Annotated in this window: 14 protein-coding genes; 10 read left to right on the top strand and 4 right to left on the bottom strand. The window is 64.0% G+C overall.

Annotated features, from left to right (window positions below):
* Nucleotides 1-15 precede the first annotated feature (15 nt).
* Nucleotides 16-1,197 (top strand): aminopeptidase, encoded by a 1,182-nt coding sequence (locus ABDK11_RS19040; protein WP_346838113.1) that lies wholly within the window; start codon nucleotides 16-18, stop codon nucleotides 1,195-1,197.
* Here ABDK11_RS19040 and dtd read toward each other — a convergent pair.
* Nucleotides 1,104-1,541 (bottom strand): D-aminoacyl-tRNA deacylase, encoded by a 438-nt coding sequence (gene dtd, locus ABDK11_RS19035; protein ID WP_346838112.1) that lies wholly within the window; start codon nucleotides 1,539-1,541, stop codon nucleotides 1,104-1,106. The genes ABDK11_RS19040 and dtd overlap by 94 nt on opposite strands.
* Before the next feature lie 82 nt (nucleotides 1,542-1,623).
* On the opposite strand from dtd, the gene ABDK11_RS19030 reads away from it, so the two are divergent.
* The 9 genes from ABDK11_RS19030 (at nucleotide 1,624) to ABDK11_RS18990 (ending at nucleotide 13,384) form a co-directional block, all read left to right on the top strand.
* Nucleotides 1,624-3,744 (top strand): prolyl oligopeptidase family serine peptidase, encoded by a 2,121-nt coding sequence (locus ABDK11_RS19030; RefSeq protein ID WP_346838111.1) that lies wholly within the window; start codon nucleotides 1,624-1,626, stop codon nucleotides 3,742-3,744.
* Between the two features lie 355 nt (nucleotides 3,745-4,099).
* Nucleotides 4,100-5,092 (top strand): SDR family oxidoreductase, encoded by a 993-nt coding sequence (locus tag ABDK11_RS19025; protein ID WP_346838110.1) that lies wholly within the window; start codon nucleotides 4,100-4,102, stop codon nucleotides 5,090-5,092.
* A gap of 113 nt (nucleotides 5,093-5,205) precedes the next feature.
* Nucleotides 5,206-5,799, top strand: coding sequence for a DNA-3-methyladenine glycosylase I (locus ABDK11_RS19020; RefSeq protein ID WP_346838109.1), 594 nt, complete (start codon nucleotides 5,206-5,208; stop codon nucleotides 5,797-5,799).
* A 49-nt stretch (nucleotides 5,800-5,848) separates the two neighbouring features.
* Nucleotides 5,849-6,694 (top strand): mechanosensitive ion channel family protein, encoded by an 846-nt coding sequence (locus tag ABDK11_RS19015; RefSeq protein ID WP_346838108.1) that lies wholly within the window; start codon nucleotides 5,849-5,851, stop codon nucleotides 6,692-6,694.
* A 172-nt stretch (nucleotides 6,695-6,866) separates the two neighbouring features.
* Nucleotides 6,867-8,768 carry a DUF885 domain-containing protein gene (locus ABDK11_RS19010; RefSeq protein WP_346838107.1) on the top strand — a complete coding sequence of 634 codons (1,902 nt, stop codon included), beginning with the start codon at nucleotides 6,867-6,869 and terminating at the stop codon, nucleotides 8,766-8,768.
* 225 nt (nucleotides 8,769-8,993) lie between these two features.
* Nucleotides 8,994-9,746: a hypothetical protein gene (locus ABDK11_RS19005; protein WP_346838106.1), complete on the top strand. Its 753-nt coding sequence runs from the start codon at nucleotides 8,994-8,996 to the stop codon at nucleotides 9,744-9,746.
* A gap of 63 nt (nucleotides 9,747-9,809) precedes the next feature.
* Nucleotides 9,810-10,565, top strand: a complete 756-nt coding sequence (locus ABDK11_RS19000) for an NUDIX domain-containing protein (protein ID WP_346838105.1) — start codon at nucleotides 9,810-9,812, stop codon at nucleotides 10,563-10,565.
* A 466-nt stretch (nucleotides 10,566-11,031) separates the two neighbouring features.
* Nucleotides 11,032-11,445: a low affinity iron permease family protein gene (locus ABDK11_RS18995; RefSeq protein WP_346838104.1), complete on the top strand. Its 414-nt coding sequence runs from the start codon at nucleotides 11,032-11,034 to the stop codon at nucleotides 11,443-11,445.
* Nucleotides 11,446-11,494: 49 nt separating this feature from the next.
* Nucleotides 11,495-13,384 carry a potassium transporter Kup gene (locus ABDK11_RS18990; protein ID WP_346838103.1) on the top strand — a complete coding sequence of 630 codons (1,890 nt, stop codon included), beginning with the start codon at nucleotides 11,495-11,497 and terminating at the stop codon, nucleotides 13,382-13,384.
* Between the two features lie 32 nt (nucleotides 13,385-13,416).
* On the opposite strand, the gene ABDK11_RS18985 is transcribed toward ABDK11_RS18990, so the two are convergent.
* The 3 genes from ABDK11_RS18985 to ABDK11_RS18975 are packed head-to-tail and all read right to left on the bottom strand — an operon-like array spanning nucleotide 13,417 to nucleotide 16,765.
* On the bottom strand, nucleotides 13,417-14,433 hold the full coding sequence (locus ABDK11_RS18985; RefSeq protein WP_346838102.1) for a glycosyltransferase family 2 protein: 1,017 nt from the start codon (nucleotides 14,431-14,433) through the stop codon (nucleotides 13,417-13,419).
* The gene (locus ABDK11_RS18980) at nucleotides 14,430-14,828 is read right to left on the bottom strand and encodes a GtrA family protein (RefSeq protein WP_346838101.1); all 399 of its coding nucleotides are present in this window, start codon (nucleotides 14,826-14,828) and stop codon (nucleotides 14,430-14,432) included. Before ABDK11_RS18980 ends, ABDK11_RS18985 begins: the two co-directional genes overlap by 4 nt.
* Complete coding sequence (locus tag ABDK11_RS18975) at nucleotides 14,825-16,765, bottom strand: NPCBM/NEW2 domain-containing protein (protein ID WP_346838100.1); 1,941 nt, start codon at nucleotides 16,763-16,765, stop codon at nucleotides 14,825-14,827. Before ABDK11_RS18975 ends, ABDK11_RS18980 begins: the two co-directional genes overlap by 4 nt.
* Between the last annotated feature and the right edge of the window lie 193 nt (nucleotides 16,766-16,958).

Below are 16,958 nucleotides of genomic sequence, written 5' to 3'. Positions count from 1 at the left end.
AAAACGGCGACTTAAGTGTACAACAGCAATCGGCGGTGCAAATTCTTCCCCGCGGGCCGGGGCGCCTCGCTGCACGCGCTGCGGCGCGGCGCCCTCCTCGTGGCGCTGGCCCTGCTGGCCGGGTGCGAAACCGCGGGCTACTACACCCAGGCCGCGACCGGGCAGTTGCGCATCCTCGTTGCGCGCAAGCCCATCGACAAGGTGGTGGCGGCGCCGGCCACGTCACCCAAACTGCAGAAGCAACTGCGGCTGGTACAGGAAGTCCGCGCCTATGCCCACGCCGAACTGCAGCTGCCGGTGGGCGATGCCTACGGCACTTACGTCAAACTGGCAGAAAAGTATCCGGTCTGGAATGTGCTGGCGGCGCCGGAGTTTTCCCTCAAACCGAAGCGCTGGTGCTACCCGTTCGTCGGCTGCGCCAGCTACCGCGGCTACTTCAGCAAGGCCGCGGCCAGCGCCAAGGGCAAGCAGTTGCTGGCGCAGGGCTACGATGTCTACCTGGGGCCGGTACCGGCCTACAGCACGCTGGGCTGGTTCGATGACCCGATCCTGTCGAGCTTCGTCAACTGGACGCCGGAGCGGTTAGCCGGCCTGTTGTTTCACGAATTGGCCCACCGGCGTGTGTATATCTCCGGCGATACCCAGTTCAACGAAAGCTTCGCCACCGCCGTGTCACAGCTGGCACTGCCCGACTGGCGCCGCCGTTACAGTATCGACAGCGGTGCTGCCAATCGCAGCGCCCAGGCGCTGGCGGTCAACCACCTGATGCTGGCGGCGCGCCGACGGCTCGCGGGCGTTTACCGCGCGCAGATCAGCGATGGCGAAAAGCGCGCGCGCAAGGCTGCGGCGCTGGGCCAGCTGCGCGCCTGCTACCGACAACTGTCGGCGGACTGGGATCACCCTGAGCGCTATCGCTATTACATCGACAAGACCAACAACGCGACCCTGGCGCTGGTGGCCGAGTACCAGTCACAGGTGCCGGCGTTCCGCCAGCTGTACCGCGAGAGTGGCAGCTGGCCGGCCTTCTACGACGCCGCGGAACAGCTCGGCAACATGGACAAGAAGGCGCGCAAGCAACGCTTGGCCGAGTTGGCCGCCGCGGATCAGACTTCCAGTAAAAAGGTCACCGGCCCATCGTTTAACAGCGACACCTGCATGTCCGCGGCAAACACGCCGCAGGCCACCGGCGCAAACTGAGCCCGCGCGCGCTCGACAAAGTAATCGTAGAGTTCCTCCGCCCGTTGCGGCGCGGCGCCGCGGGTAAAGCTGGGTCGCAGGCCGCGGGCGGTATCCGCCACCAGCGTGAACTGGCTCACCACCAGCAGGCCACCGCCGGCCTGCTGTACATTCAGGTTCATGCGCCCCTGCTCGTCGCCGAACACGCGGTAGTGCAGCACCTTGTGCAGCAGCTTGTCCGCGGCCGCGCGATCATCGGTGGCTTCGACCCCGAGCAGCAGTAACAGGCCGTGGTCGATCGAGCCCACGGATTCGCCATTCACTGCCACGCCGGCGTGGCGCACCCGCTGTATCAATCCTCTCATCGTAAATCCCCTGCCCCCGGTGGAACCGCTATCTGAAATGCCATAGATTACACAAAACGATCAAACCGGAAAGAACGGCATCATGAAACAGATACTAATAATGGCCGCGGGTTCGCTGATCACCGCGTCCGCGCTGGCGGCGAGCCCCTACCCACAGGCCCCGACCGACGACCTGGTGGTGGACTACTTCGGCACCAAGGTGCCGGCGCCCTACCGCTGGATGGAGAACCTCGATTCCAAGCCGGTAAAGGACTGGGTCACGGCGGAGAACGACTACTCGCTGCCGCGCCTGAAAAAGCTGCCCGGCTGGGACAAGCTCGACAAGCGCCTCGGCGAGTTGTGGCAGTACGAGCGTTACGGTGTGCCCTACAAGAAGGCCGGACAGTACTTTTACCAGTACAACGACGGCAGCTGGGACCAGAGCGTGCTGTACGAAGCCGGTAGCCTGAAACAAGACGGCGCCGTGGCCCTGGATCCGCGCAAGCTGAGTGAAGACGGCACCATCGCCGCGCGCCGCTATCGGGTCAGCCCCAAAGGCCACTACCTGGCCTACGGCACCTCCGACGGCGGCACCGACTGGACCGACTACCACGTGCGCGACCTGAAGACCGGCAAGGACGTAAAGGACGTGCTGACCGGTATCAAGTTCAGCGGCGTCAGCTGGGCCAAGGACGAATCCGGCTTCTACTACAGCCGCTATCCCTTTGTAGACAAAGCCAAAGACTCCAGCCGCAGCGCCGACGACAGCGCGCAGGTGGCGGTGTATTTCCACAAGCTGGGCCAGCCGCAGCGCAACGACCAGCGCATCTACGCCATCTCCGGCAACGACACTCGCAATCCCTACGCGGAGCTGAGTCACGACGGCAATTACCTGGTGTTCAATATCGAGCAGGGCTACGACGCCAACGGTATCTACTACCGCGACCTGCGCGCGAAAAACGGCGCGGTGGTAAAGCTGCTCGACGACTGGGATGGGCTCTACACCTACCTCGGCAACAACGGCAAGACCTTCTATTTCCAGACCACTGCCGACGCACCGCTCGGCCGCATCGTTGCCGTGGACCTGGACCAACCGCAGAAGAAAAACTGGCGCGAGCTGGTGCCGGAACAGAAAAACGCGCTGCAGAGCGCGTCGCTGATCGGCGACCGCTTCGTGCTGCACTACCTGCAGGATGCCAAATCGGAAGTGGTAGTCACCGATACCGCCGGCAAGCAGCAGTATGAACTGAAACTGCCGGGCGTCGGCTCGGTTTCCGGTTTCTACGGTGAGCCGGACGACGCCGAGACTTTCTACACCTTCAGTAACTTCATCACCCCGCCGAGTGTCTACCACCTGAATGTGCAGACCGGTAAGAGCGAACTGTACAAGGCGACGAAGTACCCCGCCGATTTTTCCGATTACGCCGTCACGCAGCATTTCTACAAGAGCAAAGACGGCACCCGGGTGCCGCTGTTCCTGGTGAGCAAGAAGGGGCTGAAGAAAGACGGCAGCAACCCGACCCTGCTATACGGCTACGGCGGTTTCAATATCGCCATCACGCCGCAGTTCACCACCCGTTTCGCCGGCTGGCTGGATATGGGCGGTACCCTGGCGGTGGCCAACCTGCGCGGTGGCAGTGAGTACGGCGAGGCCTGGCACCAGGCCGGTACCAAGACGAACAAGCAGAATGTGTTCGATGATTTTATCGGCGCGGCCGAGTGGCTGATCGACCAGAAGATCACCTCGCCGAAAAAGCTGGCCATCAGCGGCCGCTCCAACGGCGGCCTGTTGGTCGGCGCGACCATTACCCAGCGCCCGGACCTGTTTGCGGCAGCGCTGCCGGCGGTGGGGGTGCAGGATATGCTGCGCTACCAGACCGCGTCTGCCAACGCGCGCCTGTGGTCGAGCGACTATGGCCTGAGTGAAAACAAGGAACAGTTCAAGGCGCTCTACGCCTACTCGCCGGTGCACAACACCAAGAAGGGCACCTGCTATCCGCCGACCCTGATCACCACTGCGGATCACGATGATCGCGTGGTGCCCTGGCACAGCTACAAGTTCGCCGCGGCGCTGCAGCGCGACCAGGGTTGCGACAACCCGATCTGGCTGGCGATCGAGACCCGCGCCGGTCACGGTGCCGGCAAGCCGGTATGGATGCAGGTGGAGGATTTTGCCAATCAATGGGGTTTCCTCGCCTACCACCTGGGAATGAATCTGGAGTAATTTGTCAAAAAGAGTGGATGGGCTCGGCGTATCCACTCCCTTCGGCACTGGCCGGGGACTTCGTAGAAGGGAGGCGCAGCGGCGGGCATCCGGCAAAAAACCTGATCGGTAAATATTTGCCAGATGCCCGCCGCTGCGCCTTTTTAGTAACCGGTGAAGTCTCGGGAACTGGCGGATTTCGCAAAAACAATTTTCCGGCTTCCCGATACTTTCCGGCCACAGCGTAATTGAACGGGGTGGTGGCAGACCTTTGGGAAATATTTACCGATGAGGTTTTTTCCCAAAGGTCTGCCACCACCCCACCCGAAAGCCCATAGAATGGTTTCCCCTGAACTCGGTCAAAAAGAGAGGAAGTGTGAAGCACGCATTCATCACCGGCGGCACCGGCTTCCTGGGTGCCAACCTGATTGAGCAGCTGATCGCCGACGGCTGGCGGGTGACCGCCATGCACAGGGCCGGCTCGAACATCGAGCGCCTGCAGCAGCTGGGCGCCGCGCCGGTGCAGGCCGCGCTGGACGATATCGACGCGCTGCGCGCGGCGATGCCCGCGGGCGTGGATGCGGTATTCCACGTGGCTGCGAATACCAATATGTGGCGTGGTGGCAATGCGCAGCAGTGGCGCGACAATGTCGAGGGCTCGGCGAATATCGCCCGCGCGGCGCGGGAGAAAAACGCGGGCCGCATGATCGTCACCAGCTCCATCTCGGCCTACGGCTATCACCGCGAACCCATCACCGAAGACAGCGCCAAGCTGGCCGACGATCCGCGCCATCACTACCTGTACACCAAGAAGCGCGCGGAGCGGGCGGTGCGCGAGGAGATTGCGCGCGGCCTGGACGCGGTGTTCCTGAACCCCTGCGGTATTGTCGGCAAGTACGATACGTCCAGCTGGGCGCAGACCTTCTTTATGATCGAGCGCGACCAGCTGCCCGGTGTGCCGCCCGGCGCGGGCTCCTTCTGCCACGTCGGCGCGGTGGCGCGCGCGCATATAGCGGCCTTCGACAAAGGGCGCAGCGGCGAGAACTATATCCTCGCCGGTAGCGATGCCAGCTTTCTGGAGTTCTTCGGCAGGATCGCGGCGCTGCTGGGCAAGCCGGTGCCCAGACGCACGGTGCCGGCGTTCGCGATTCGCGCGCTGGCGCAGCTGTCGGAGCTGGGCTCGCGCTTCAGCGGGCGCGAGCCGGCGCTCACGCCGGAAAAGGCGGCGATGGTAACGCGCCGGGTGATCGCGCGTAGCGACAAGGCCGAACGCGAGCTGGGCTACGACGCGCGTACGTCGCTGGATGATATGCTGCGCGAGAGCCATGCATGGCTGGTGCAACAGAAACTGCTGGAGCCGCGCCAATGAACCGACGCAATCTTGTGTTTTCCCTGATGCTGTTGCTGCTGGTCCTGCAGCTGGTGCAGCATTACTTTTTCTCCGGCGGTCAGTGAGGGCCGCCCGATGCGGATTACAAACACATGAGTGACAAACGCTGTGACTGGTGCCTGTCCACGCCGCTCTACCAGCAGTATCACGACGAGGAGTGGGGGCGCCCGGTCACCGACGAACAGACGCTGTTCGAGTTCCTGCTGTTGGAGGGCGCGCAGGCGGGTCTGGCCTGGATCACGGTGCTGAACAAGCGCGCACACTATCGCCACGTGTTCGACGGCTTCGATGCGGACAAGATCGCCCGTTACACGCCGAAAAAAATCGAGCGGCTGCTGCAGGATCCGGGCATTATCCGCAACCGGCTCAAGGTGCAGTCCGCGGTCAAGAACGCCCGCGCGGTGCTTGAACTGCGCGAGCGCGGCGTCTCGCTGGCAGATTTTCTGTGGCAGTTCACCGACGGCCGCGTGCGGGTAAACCGCCGTCGCAGCCTGAATGATGTGCCGGCGACCACGCCGGAGTCCGGTGCGATGAGCAAGGCATTGAAGAAGGCCGGTTTCAGTTTCGTCGGCTCGACAATCATGTATGCGCATATGCAGGCCACCGGTATGGTCAACGATCACCTGCAGGGCTGCCCGGCTCGCGAGCAGTGTGTCGATGCGGCGCGAGCCAAGGGTCTGCTATAAATACTGCCAGTGCCGCGCCGGCGCGGCAGCCAATTTGAACGGAGAGGGAATGATGGATTTGCAGGCATTGATCGACGAATACGGACCGCTGATCTGGGCGGGCCTGTTCAAGCTGGGCGGCGCGTTGCTGGTGCTGCTGGTCACCTGGGTGGCGGCGCGGCTGGCGCGCGGCGGCGTGCGGCGCTTGTCGGGCCGGCTGGATGCGACGCTGATCCCGGTGCTCGCCAATATCGCCGCGTGGGCCACCTATATCATCGGCCTGCTGGTAATCCTGGATATGTTCGGGGTCAACACCACCAGCCTGGTGGCGCTGCTCGGTGCGGCCGGTATCGCCGTGGGCCTCGCGCTCAAGGATACGCTGCAGAACATTGCCGCGGGCTTTATCCTGCTTGGCCTGCGCCCGTTCCGTATCGGTGATTTTATCCAGTTCGGCGATACCCTCGGCACGGTGCGCGAGGTGGGTCTGTTCACGACCCAACTGGACACCACCGACGGCCTGCGTATCACTGCGCCCAACAGCGCCATCTGGGGGCAGACGCTGACCAACTTCAGTCGCAATGCCACCCGCCGCATCGAGATCGTCGCCAGCATTGCCTACGGCGACGATATCGAAACCGGCATGAATGTGCTGCGTCGCCTGGTGGCGGAGGAGGAGCGCCTCCTCGCCGAACCGGAGCCCAGCTATGCGGTGCGCGCGCTGGCGGACAGCTCGGTGAACCTGCATATGCGCGCCTGGACCACCACGGCGGAATACTGGGACGTGTACTGGGATCTGATGAAAAAGCTCAAGCCGGCGCTGGAAGCCGAGGGCCTGAGCATCCCCTTCCCGCAGCGCGAGCTGCATATCATCAATCAGGTCGAGGACCGGCGCCGGGAGCCGGCCGTGCATGAGTGAGCGGCCGCGGCGGGCCGCTGCCCGGAGCCGCTAGCCGCGCTCCGGGTCAACCCGCAATTCCATCCATTCGGCGCAATGGCGCCGCCGGGCAGCCTCCCTTAATCGACTCTTGTGTCTTTTCATGCCAAAGTAGCCGGTGTTTTTACCTATAAGAATGTTTCGAGGCACCACCATGCGATCCAAGCTGCCCAACGCCCTGAAGGGCCCTCTTATTCCCTCTTTGCTGTCCCTCGCCGTACTGAGCGGCTGTCAGGACATGTCCCAGGTCGGCACCAGCGCGCTGGCGCCCGGCAAGATGGCCTCCGCGGCCGAAAGCCAGGCGGTTGATCCGGCGGCGGAAACCAAGCGCCTGAACCAGTGGTTCAACGCGCGCTACGAGGAAAAGCTGCAGTTCAGCCCGATGATGCTGACCTCCCTCGGCCGCAAGGACAAGTACGACCAGATCGACGACATGAGCGAGGCCGCCGAAGCGCGCCAGCTGGCCTGGCAGGCCAAGACCGTCGAAGACCTGAAGAAGAATTTTGATTACGACAAGCTGACCCAGGCCGGGAAAGAGTCCTACGACCTGTGGGTATTCCAGTACAAGCAGGCCAAGGCGGACGCGCCGTTCAAGCGCTACAGCTATTTCGCCGGCGAGCTGGGCGGCCCCGAGGATTCCCTGCCCTCGTTCATGATCAACTACCACAAGGTGGACACGCTGGCCGATATGCAGGCGTATATCACCCGTATCGGTGGTATCAGCCGCGCCATGGACCAGGACCTCGAGCGTGCCAAACTGGCCGCCGCAGACGGCATCCGCCCGCCGCGTTTCGCCTACGACCTGGCGGAGAAGCGCGCGCAGAATGTCATCACCGGCGCGCCTTTCGGCGGTGAGGGCGACTCGCCGCTGTACGCCGACGCCAAGGGCAAGATCGACGCGCTGCAGAAAGCCGGCAAGATCGACGCCGACCAGGCCAAGGATCTGCTGGTGCAGGTGCGCAAGGGTCTGACCGAGAAATTCAAGCCGTCCTACGATGCCTATATCGCCTGGCTGAAGGCGGACCGCCACAACGCCAGCAAGGAAGCCCATGGGGTTTCCAGCCTGCCCAACGGCAAGGCCTACTACCAGAACCGTCTGGCCCATTACACCACCACCGACCTGACCGCCGAACAGGTACACCAGATCGGCCTCCTCGAGGTGGCGCGCATCCGCAAGGAGATGGAGAAGATCAAGGATAAGGTCGGCTTCAAGGGCAGCCCGCAGGACTTCTTCAAGTTCGTGCGCACCGACAAGCAGTTCTACTACCCGAACACCGATGCCGGCCGCGCGGCCTACCTGAAACAGGTGCGCACCTTCCTCGACCAGGTGACGCAGAAGCTGCCGCAGTACTTCGGCCTGCTGCCCAAGGCCAAGCTGGAGGTGAAGCGCGTGGAAGCCTATCGCGAGGTGGACGGCGGTGCCCAGCACTATGAGGCCGGCACACCCGATGGCTCGCGCCCCGGTGTCTACTACATTCACATGTCCGACATGGGCAGCAACTCGAAGACCGATATGGAAACCGTGAGCTACCACGAGGGTATCCCCGGCCACCATATGCAGATCTCGATCGCCCAGGAACTGACCGGTATCCCGCAGTTCCGCACCCAGGCGCACTTCACTCCCTACGTGGAAGGCTGGGCCCTGTACGCGGAAGGTCTGGCCAAGGAGATGGGCCAGTTCCAGGATCCCTACCGTGACTTCGGCCGCCTGACGGCGGAAATGTGGCGCGCCATCCGCCTGGTCGTCGACACCGGCATGCACGCGATGGGCTGGAGCCAGGAACAGGCGGTGCAGTACTTCCTGCAGAACTCCGCCGTGCCGGAAGGCGCGGTGCGTTCCGAAGTACGCCGCTACCTGACCCTGCCGGGCCAGGCCACGTCCTACAAGATCGGTATGATGAAGATTCTCGAACTGCGCCAGAAAGCCAAGACTGAGCTGGGTGACAAGTTCGATATCCGCGCCTTCCACGACACCGTACTCGGCGGCGGCGCCCTGCCCCTGCCGATGCTGGAGAAGCGTGTCGACAACTGGATCGAGCAGGTCAAGAACAGCTGATCCTCGCTACTGGATTTCAATTCAGCGTACAGGCCGGGCTTTGCCCGGCCTGTTTCGTTTTGGCGTGGAGAAATTTTTTCCGGGTTTGCCGATGACGCAATTTGCGCGGCGTCAGGGCTTTATTGGCTGACGAGGTCGATGTGGCTGAATGCGGATTGCCGTATAGAATATGGCTCCAGTGGTGAGAATAACGAAAACTGATCATTCCCAAAGGTGGAGATACAAATGGGATTACTACAAAAAATTGCCTGTACCCTGTTGTTGCTGATATCGATTCCCGCGCTGGCGGTACCCACGGAAATTGTCGTGCATGCGCGGGCCAAGGACGCCAAGTTTGTCGGTACCTCCATGGGTGGGGCGCTGGTGCGTATCCGCGACGCCGACAGCGGCCGCATCCTGGCCGAGGGGCTGACCCGCGGCGGCACCGGCGACACGAAAAAAATCATGCAGCAACCGCACACCCGCTACGGCGATATCACTGAAGGGGCGGCGGCCTTCTCGGCCACGCTGGATATCGACGCGCCGCAGTTCCTGACCGTCGAGGTGCTGTCGCCGCAGGCGAAGAAGCAGGCGCGGGTACTCGCGCAGACGCAGACCTGGCTGGTGCCGGGCAAGCCGATCGATGGCGCCGGCCTGGTGGTGGAAATTCCCGGCTTTGTCGTCGACGTGCTGGCGCCACAGACCCACAGCGTGGCCGGCGGCGACAGTGTGGCGATTCGCGCGAACGTGGTGATGATGTGCGGCTGTGCGGTAACCGCCGGCGGCCTGTGGAACGGCAGCGCGCTGGATGTTGCGGCGATTGTGCGCAAAGACGGCAAGCCGTTCAAAACCGTACCGCTGAAAATGCAGGCGCAGCCGAACACCTTTGCCGGTGCGCTGACGTCGCTGGCACCGGGGGTTTACCAGGTGCAGGTCTACGCCTACGACCCGAAAAGCAAAAACACCGGCCTCGATCAGACCACCTTTATCGTCAAGTGATTCCGGGGCCGCTGAGGCCCCCACTTTTCCCCGTGAGTCCCAAGCGAAGTAGGGCAACAGCAGATGGAAATCCTCGCAGCTACCCGCAACAGGTACGACGGCGTTGAGCTGGACCGGGATGCACTGCCGGCCATGGGCGCTGAGTTTGGCCGGCGCCTCGAGGTCTCGCTGGCCCAGTGGCAGGCGGACGGTATCCGGGTGGTGTGGCTGCCGATACCGGCACAGAAATCACACTTGATCCCGCTGGCGCTCGCGCGCGGTTTCGAGTTTCATCACTGCCGGCAGCGCGAGGTCACCATGACCCGGCGGCTGGTGCCGGATGCGCCACTGCCATTCTTTGCCACCCATACCATCGGTGTCGGCGGCCTGGTGATTTCCGACGCCGGGGAGATACTCACCATTGTGGAGCGGCTCGAGTTGCAGCGGCGGCCGCGCCACTTCAAGTTTCCGGGCGGTATGCTGGATCCGGGCGAGCACATTGCCGCGGGCGCGGTTCGCGAAGTTTTGGAGGAAACCGGGGTCGAAACGGCATTCGAGGGGCTGGTAAGCTTTCGCCACAACCACAGCGGGCAATTCGGCACCTCCAATATCTACGCCGTGTGCAAACTGCGCCCGCTGACCCGCGAAATCACCATCGACCCCGAGGAAATCGGACTGGCCCAGTGGATGCCACTGGAGGCGTTCATGCGTGAGCCGGGCGTGGGCAAGTACAGTCAACACATCGTGTCGCGGGCGCTGCAGGGGAATTTTTTGCAGCCTCAGCAGGTGGCAGGTTATCAAGCGGTTGGCGGCGACTACGAAATCTACTCTCCGGTCTAGGGCTGGTTGACTCAGCGCCATTCAAGCGCCTGCAGAGCCGCTTTCGACCGGGAAACCCACGCCATTGCAGGCGCAGCGCTAGGGAACCTCTGAACAAGTCCGTAATGTCTCTGCGGGATCTGAAGGCTGCAGATGTTAGGCGCAGCTCGCCGCGAATGGCCGTAGCCCTTTGCAAGAGCTGCAACGCAGCAGCTGTGGCCTTCAGGGCCCGCCCGGAGGGGCTTTCAGAGCGATTCACACTCCGCGTTGCGACTTCTTGAAAGGTCTAGACATTCCTGCGAAGCCGCGCCTTGATTGTGAACCGCTCTGAAAGCCAGAGACATCACGTACTTATTCAGAGGTTCCCTAGGTGAACGGGGCAATCTTCACCGTGCCCGCGACGGGCTGGCGCTGCATAGCGACTATCCTCTTCAGAAAGCCGACAACCAGCCGCAGTGCCGGCCGGAGATCATGCGGAGGAGCGTCAATGCGCAGCACCACCTGGTATTCGACATTCGCCAAGGCGGCGGCGCATTTCTGCGGGCGCCCGCGCGTCTTTGTCCTGGCGCTGATCATCATTCTGGTCTGGGGGCTATCGGGGCCGCTGTTTCATTTCAGTAACACCTGGCAGCTGGTGATCAATACCGGTACCACGATCGTTACCTTCCTGATGGTGTTTTTAATCCAGAATACCCAGAACCGCGACACCGAGGCGATCCAGCTGAAGCTGGACGAACTGATCCGCGCGACCCGCGGTGCGCACAATGCGCTGCTGGATCTCGAGGAGCTGGACGACGACAGCCTGGAGGCGTTCCGCGTGCGCTACGAGGCGCTGGCCAAAACGGCGCGCGCGGAGCTGAGTTCCGGGAAGAAGGACACCGGCACACCGGAGGCGGACTAGCGAACGCTTGCCGCGGGCGCGATGTACCGCGGGCCAATCGCTTTCAACCATGGCTGACTCCACTGGCAACCAACCCGGCACCCCCGCCCTCACCCTCGCCGCGCTCGGCGTGGTGTACGGCGATATCGGCACCAGCCCGCTGTATGCGTTCCGGCAGATTTTCCATCCACAACAGGGCCTGCCGTTGGCGGCGGAAAATATTTTCGGCGCCGTGTCACTGATATTCTGGGCGCTGGTGGTGGTGGTGACGATCAAGTACATCGTGCTGATCCTGCGTGCGGACAACCGCGGCGAGGGCGGCATCATGGCATTGACGGCGCTGGCACAGGCGTCGGTGAAGCGGCGCCGCAGGCTCGCACTCACCATCGCCGTGGCCGGCCTGTGCGGCGCGGCGCTGTTTTACGGCGATGCGGTGCTCACGCCGGCGATCTCGGTATTGTCGGCCATCGAGGGGCTGGAAGTCGGAGTGCCGGGGCTGGCGAACCTGGTGGTCCCGGCAACCATCGCCGTGCTGCTGGTCCTGTTTTCACTGCAGCATTTCGGCACCGCTACCGTCGGTGCGCTGTTCGGCCCCATTACCGCCATCTGGTTTCTGGCCCTGGCGGCGGCGGGCCTGCACGGGCTGCTGCAGCACCCGGCGATCCTCGGTGCGCTGAACCCCCTCTATGCACTGGCGTTTCTCGGTCACAGCGGCTTCACCGCCCTGGCGGTGCTCGGTGCGGTGGTGCTGGTGTTCACCGGCGCCGAGGCGCTGTATTCCGATATGGGGCATTTCGGCCGCACGCCGATCCGGCTGGCGTGGCTGGGGCTGGTATTTCCGGCGCTGGTGCTCAACTATCTCGGCCAGGGCGCGCTGCTGATCAGCGATCCCGGCGCCGTCACCAACCCGTTCTATCACCTGTATCCGCGCTGGGCGCTGTTCCCCATGGTGCTGCTGGCCACAGCGGCGACGGTAATCGCCTCGCAGGCCTGTATATCCGGTGCCTTTTCCCTGACCCGGCAGGCCATCCAGCTCGGCTACCTGCCGCGCATGGCCGTGCGCCACACCTCGTCGCAGCTGATCGGTCAGGTGTATATCCCGGGGGTGAACCGGGCGCTGGCGTTGCTGGTGGTCGCCGCGGTGCTGGGCTTCGGGAGTTCCGCCAATATTGCCTCCGCTTACGGCGTGGCGGTGACCGGCACCATGCTGGTGACGACGTTCCTGGCCTTTTTTGTGTATCGCTATCGCTGGCACTACGGGGTGCTGCCGTGCGTGTTGGCGCTGCTGTTGTTTGGTTGCGTGGACCTGGCGTTCTTTACTGCCAGCCTGCTGAAAATTGCCCACGGTGGCTGGTTTCCGCTGGTACTGGGCGCGGTAATACTGCTGTTGATGGTGACCTGGTGGCAGGGAAAAAAAGTATTGGCGCGCAAGCTCAGCCATCAGGAGCGGCGTCTCGAGGATTTTCTGTCGGAACTGTTTCGCGAGCCACCGCTGCGCGTGCCGGGTACCGCCATTTTTCTGAATGCCCGGCCGCAGTATGTGCCCCGGGCGCTGCTGCACAACCTGAAACACAACAAGGTGGTGCACGAGCGGATGCTGTTTATCACCGTGACGGCGGGCAGGCAGCCGCGGGTGGCGCCACAGTACCGCTACAGCCTGACCTCCCTCGGGCACGACAGTTACCGCCTGATCCTGCACTACGGCTTTATGGAGCAGCCGGATATCGCCACCGAGCTGCGTCGTCTCGATGCGCTGCGGCGGCTGCGTGTGGACCCCGAGCAGGCCTCATATTTCCTCAGCCGCGAGAAGGTCATCCCGGTGCTGGCGGTGCCCAGCGGCATGGCCCTGTGGCGTGAGTGGCTGTTCAGCATCATGGCGCGCAATGCCAGCAGCGCGGTGGATTTCTACGGCATTCCGTCCAACCGCGTGATCGAACTGGGTTCGCAGATTTCCATCTGACGCGTGTCACGGCTGTGCGCGTGGTGGTGGAGTCAGGCCGGTTCGGAGGCGGCCGCCGGCGTCTTGTCTGCGCTGCGCACGTCGCTGCCCGGTGCATGCCGGACCTGGTCGATATGGTAGCGGGGGCGCTGCTTGACCTCTTCGTACAGCTTGGCGATGTACTCGCCGATCACACCCAGGCACAGCAGCTGCACACTGCCGATAAACAGCAGCGGCAACAGGATCGATGCCCAGCCCGGCACTGCGTTATCGGTGAACAGGCGCGTGACCAGCACCCAGGCGATCACCGCGAACGAGAAAGCGCTGGCACACAGCCCCAGCACGGTAATGGCGCGCAGCGGCGCGCTGGAAAACGCGGTAATGCCGCTCCACGCCAGTGACAGCATGCGCCGCAGTGGGTACTTACTCTCGCCGGCGGCGCGCTCGCGCCGCTCGTATTCCACCTGCGAGGAGCGAAAGCCCAGCTCGCGCACCATACCGCGCAGAAACAGGTTGGCCTCCGGGTACTGCAGCAGCGCGTCGAGGGCGCGGCGCGACAGCAGACGGAAATCCGCATGGTTGAAGACCAGATCCACGCCGAGCCGCTCCATCACCCGGTAATAGCCCTCGGCGGTGAAGCGCTTGAACAACGTATCGCTGGCGCGCCCGGTGCGCACGCCGTAGACCACCTCGCTGCCATCGCGGAAATGTTCGAGCATCGCAACAATATTGTCGGCGCCGTCCTGCAGGTCCGCGTCGATACTGATCACCGCGTCCTCCACCGTCTGCGCCAGGCCCGCATGCAGCGCGTTCTGGTGGCCGCGATTGCGCGACAGGCGCACTGCCACTACTTGCGGTTCGCGCGCGGCGATGGCTTCCATCAGTGCCCAGGTGTCGTCATGGCTGCCGTCGTCCACCAGGTAGAGTTTCGAGGTGGCGCTGGCCGTGCCGTCGCGCTCGAGTCGCGCGAGCAGCTGCAGCAGTTCGGCGCAGGTGTCGCGCAGGATTTCCTCCTCGTTGTAACAGGGTACGACGATGGCGACGCTGGGTACGGCCGGCTGGGCGCTCATGATTCCCTCCGATAAATCCATAGGTGTTGCAGGGCGAAGTTGCCGACCAGGGTGACCGCGGTGGCAACCACCTGCGCCGCCAGGTACGGCAGCAGCGGCAGCAGCGCGGCGAAACAGGCGGTGTTGACCGCGAGCCCGGTCAGGGCCACCAGCGCAAAGCGCGGCAACGCCTGGCGGTGAAGCCGCTGGCTGGCAAAGGTGAAGTGGTAGTTGAGCCAGTAATTGGCCAGTGCCGACAGGCTGAAGGCGGCGGCGGAGGCGGCCACCTCTGGCGCGTGCAATGCCTCCACCAGCAATACCAGTAGCAGGTATTGCAGCAGCGTGGCGCCGCCGCCCACCAGCGCGAAGCGGGTGAAGCGCCATTGCAGCAGTCGCTGGAGCAGTGTCGTTGTCATTGCGCGGCTCCGTCTTCCATCGGCGCTGTGTCCGGCGCGACGGTCAGGAAGCGCGCGCCGATCCAGGCGGCGTGGTCGAAATCGCGGCTGCCGAGCGGCTCCACGCGCAGTGTCAGCGTGTCGGCACCGTGGAGCGGCAGCAGCAGTTGCCCCGGCTTGCCCCAGCGGGTGGCGCCACTGTCGTAGACGCTGCGCCCGTCCAGCTCGACGGCGAAGCGCACCAGGCCGCGGCGGCCGTCATCGTCGAGACCGAAGCGGCTGTAGAAGTAGTGCGCGCCGGCCGGAATGCGGTAGCGCAGCTCGCTGGGCGCGTGCACGCCGAGACCGCGGCGGTAATCGCGCCCGTTAATGCGCAGCGGCCCCTGCGCGACACTGCGATCGCGGCCCAGGTGACCCCACCCCTGGCGCTGGAAGTCTGCGTGCAGCTGGCTCAGGTAAATACGGCCGCTGTCGGCCAGTTGATGCGCCAGCGCCTGTTGTTGCCACAGCGCGGCGCCGCCGGTGGCTGCCAGCAGGCCGGCGGCGGTCAGTGTGGCGACGCTGGGATAGTGTGGCCGCGCATTGCCGCCGTCGGTCGCGCGCGCGTCTGTTTCCCTGTCTGCGCCATCGCGGCGCCGGCGCAGCGACAGCAGCAGGACCGCCTGCGCGATCAGCAGCCCCTCCGCGGGCTTGCGGTAGCGGCCCTCGTTGACGGAAATCGGCAGCAGTCCCTGCACCACAAACCATGCCAGCAGCAGCGCCGGCAGCAGCCACTGCCCGCGCAGGCGGCGCCGGCAGGCGATGGCCCCGACAAGTACCAGCAGTGCCAGCGGTGCCCACAGCCAGCGCAGCTGGATATTGACACGGTCGAGCCCGCGCGCGCGATTCTGGTCCGGCCAGGAGGGGCCGAAAAACAGGTAGACCAGGTTCTCGCCGGTTATCCACAGGTAGCGCGACAGTGTCAGCGGGTATTTTTCCGCGGCCGCCTGCCAGTCGGCGTTGCCGCGCTCCAGATCGATGCTGATCTCGGCGGTGCCGCGGCGCGCGCTGCGCCAGTCGGACAGCGGCGCCAGCGGCGCTTCGCTGGTGGGTGAGGCGAACCAGTAATTCCACTGCTGGCCGCCGCGCCGGTAATGGATACTGATCTCCTTGTTGCCGGAGCGGGTGTAGAGGGACACCAGTTTGCCGTTGCCGTGCGGGGCGAAGATGCCCAGCTGTTGATAGCCGCGCACCGTCAGCGGGCCGAGGATCAGGCCGAGCAGCAACACGGCGTAAGCGGCCTTGCGCCACTTGTCGCCCTGTTCCAGCCACAGCCAGCTGCAGATCACCGCCGCCAGTGGAATGGCGATGCCGCGGGTCAGGCCGGCGAGCGCCCACAGCAGCGCCATCAGCAGGAAGCTGCCGAGTGTCTGCTTGCGCTTGCAGCGCCAGCTGGCCCACAGCGCGCCGCCCAACAGTGGCAGCAGCAGCGTCTCCTGCATGAAATAGCCGTAGATGGCGATCCACGACGGCAGCAGCGCCAGCGCGGCCCAGCCGGCCGTGGCGAGCAGGCGGCTGGGTTGCAGTTCGCGCAGGAAGCGGTACCAGAGCCACGGGGTCAGCAGCGACAGCAGTGCGGTGTAGAAGGCGACCAGTAAGGGGTTTTGCAGCGTGAGCTTGGCCAGCGCGCCGATGTACAGCTGGAACAGCACCGGATCGGTCAGCGCCATGGGGTCGGCGCGCAGTGCATCGATGCCCTGCTCCCAGTGGCGCTGCGGATCGCTCCACAGATGATCGACCGGGTTGAACTGCACGATATAGTCGACGCGCAACCAGGCGCCGAAAAAAATCAGCGCGTAGAGCAATGCGTAGAGGCAGTTGTGCCGCGTCAGCACCAATTGCAGGCGCGGCAGTCGCGCGCGCAGGGCGCGCGGCCAGGATGTCGGTGTAGTGGCGATATCCGCCGGTTGGCTGTGCATGCTTGCGGCCCCGTTATTGTTATGGCGGGCTGGCACGCATTCTAACTCCCGGCCATCGGGGGGAAGTTGGATAAGACGCCAATTTCGACGGTGTGAACGGGTTCCGCAAGTGCTCGAACGGGCGGGTGCGCGGTGCGCATCATTAATGGGACAGGGACACTCCGGCGGTGGGTGTGGCGCACCCTACCCGCGT

The sequence above is a fragment of the Microbulbifer sp. SAOS-129_SWC genome, from assembly GCF_039696035.1.
Lineage (GTDB): Bacteria > Pseudomonadota > Gammaproteobacteria > Pseudomonadales > Cellvibrionaceae > Microbulbifer.
The sequence above is the reverse complement of the archived record's forward strand: the minus strand, read 5'-3'. Positions and strand labels throughout refer to the sequence as shown.

Excerpts from the sequence above, each read along its gene's own strand:
- ABDK11_RS19020 (WP_346838109.1), top strand. The coding sequence starts at position 5,206 with ATGAGTGACAAACGCTGTGACTGGTGCCTGTCCACGCCGCTCTACCAG.
- ABDK11_RS19005 (WP_346838106.1), top strand. The coding sequence starts at position 8,994 with ATGGGATTACTACAAAAAATTGCCTGTACCCTGTTGTTGCTGATATCG.
- ABDK11_RS19015 (WP_346838108.1), top strand. The coding sequence starts at position 5,849 with ATGATGGATTTGCAGGCATTGATCGACGAATACGGACCGCTGATCTGG.
- ABDK11_RS18980 (WP_346838101.1), bottom strand. The coding sequence starts at position 14,828 with ATGACAACGACACTGCTCCAGCGACTGCTGCAATGGCGCTTCACCCGC.
- ABDK11_RS19030 (WP_346838111.1), top strand. The coding sequence starts at position 1,624 with ATGAAACAGATACTAATAATGGCCGCGGGTTCGCTGATCACCGCGTCC.
- ABDK11_RS19010 (WP_346838107.1), top strand. The coding sequence starts at position 6,867 with ATGCGATCCAAGCTGCCCAACGCCCTGAAGGGCCCTCTTATTCCCTCT.
- dtd (WP_346838112.1), bottom strand. The coding sequence starts at position 1,541 with ATGAGAGGATTGATACAGCGGGTGCGCCACGCCGGCGTGGCAGTGAAT.
- ABDK11_RS18975 (WP_346838100.1), bottom strand. The coding sequence starts at position 16,765 with ATGCACAGCCAACCGGCGGATATCGCCACTACACCGACATCCTGGCCG.
- ABDK11_RS18990 (WP_346838103.1), top strand. The coding sequence starts at position 11,495 with ATGGCTGACTCCACTGGCAACCAACCCGGCACCCCCGCCCTCACCCTC.
- ABDK11_RS19000 (WP_346838105.1), top strand. The coding sequence starts at position 9,810 with ATGGAAATCCTCGCAGCTACCCGCAACAGGTACGACGGCGTTGAGCTG.
- ABDK11_RS18995 (WP_346838104.1), top strand. The coding sequence starts at position 11,032 with ATGCGCAGCACCACCTGGTATTCGACATTCGCCAAGGCGGCGGCGCAT.
- ABDK11_RS18985 (WP_346838102.1), bottom strand. The coding sequence starts at position 14,433 with ATGAGCGCCCAGCCGGCCGTACCCAGCGTCGCCATCGTCGTACCCTGT.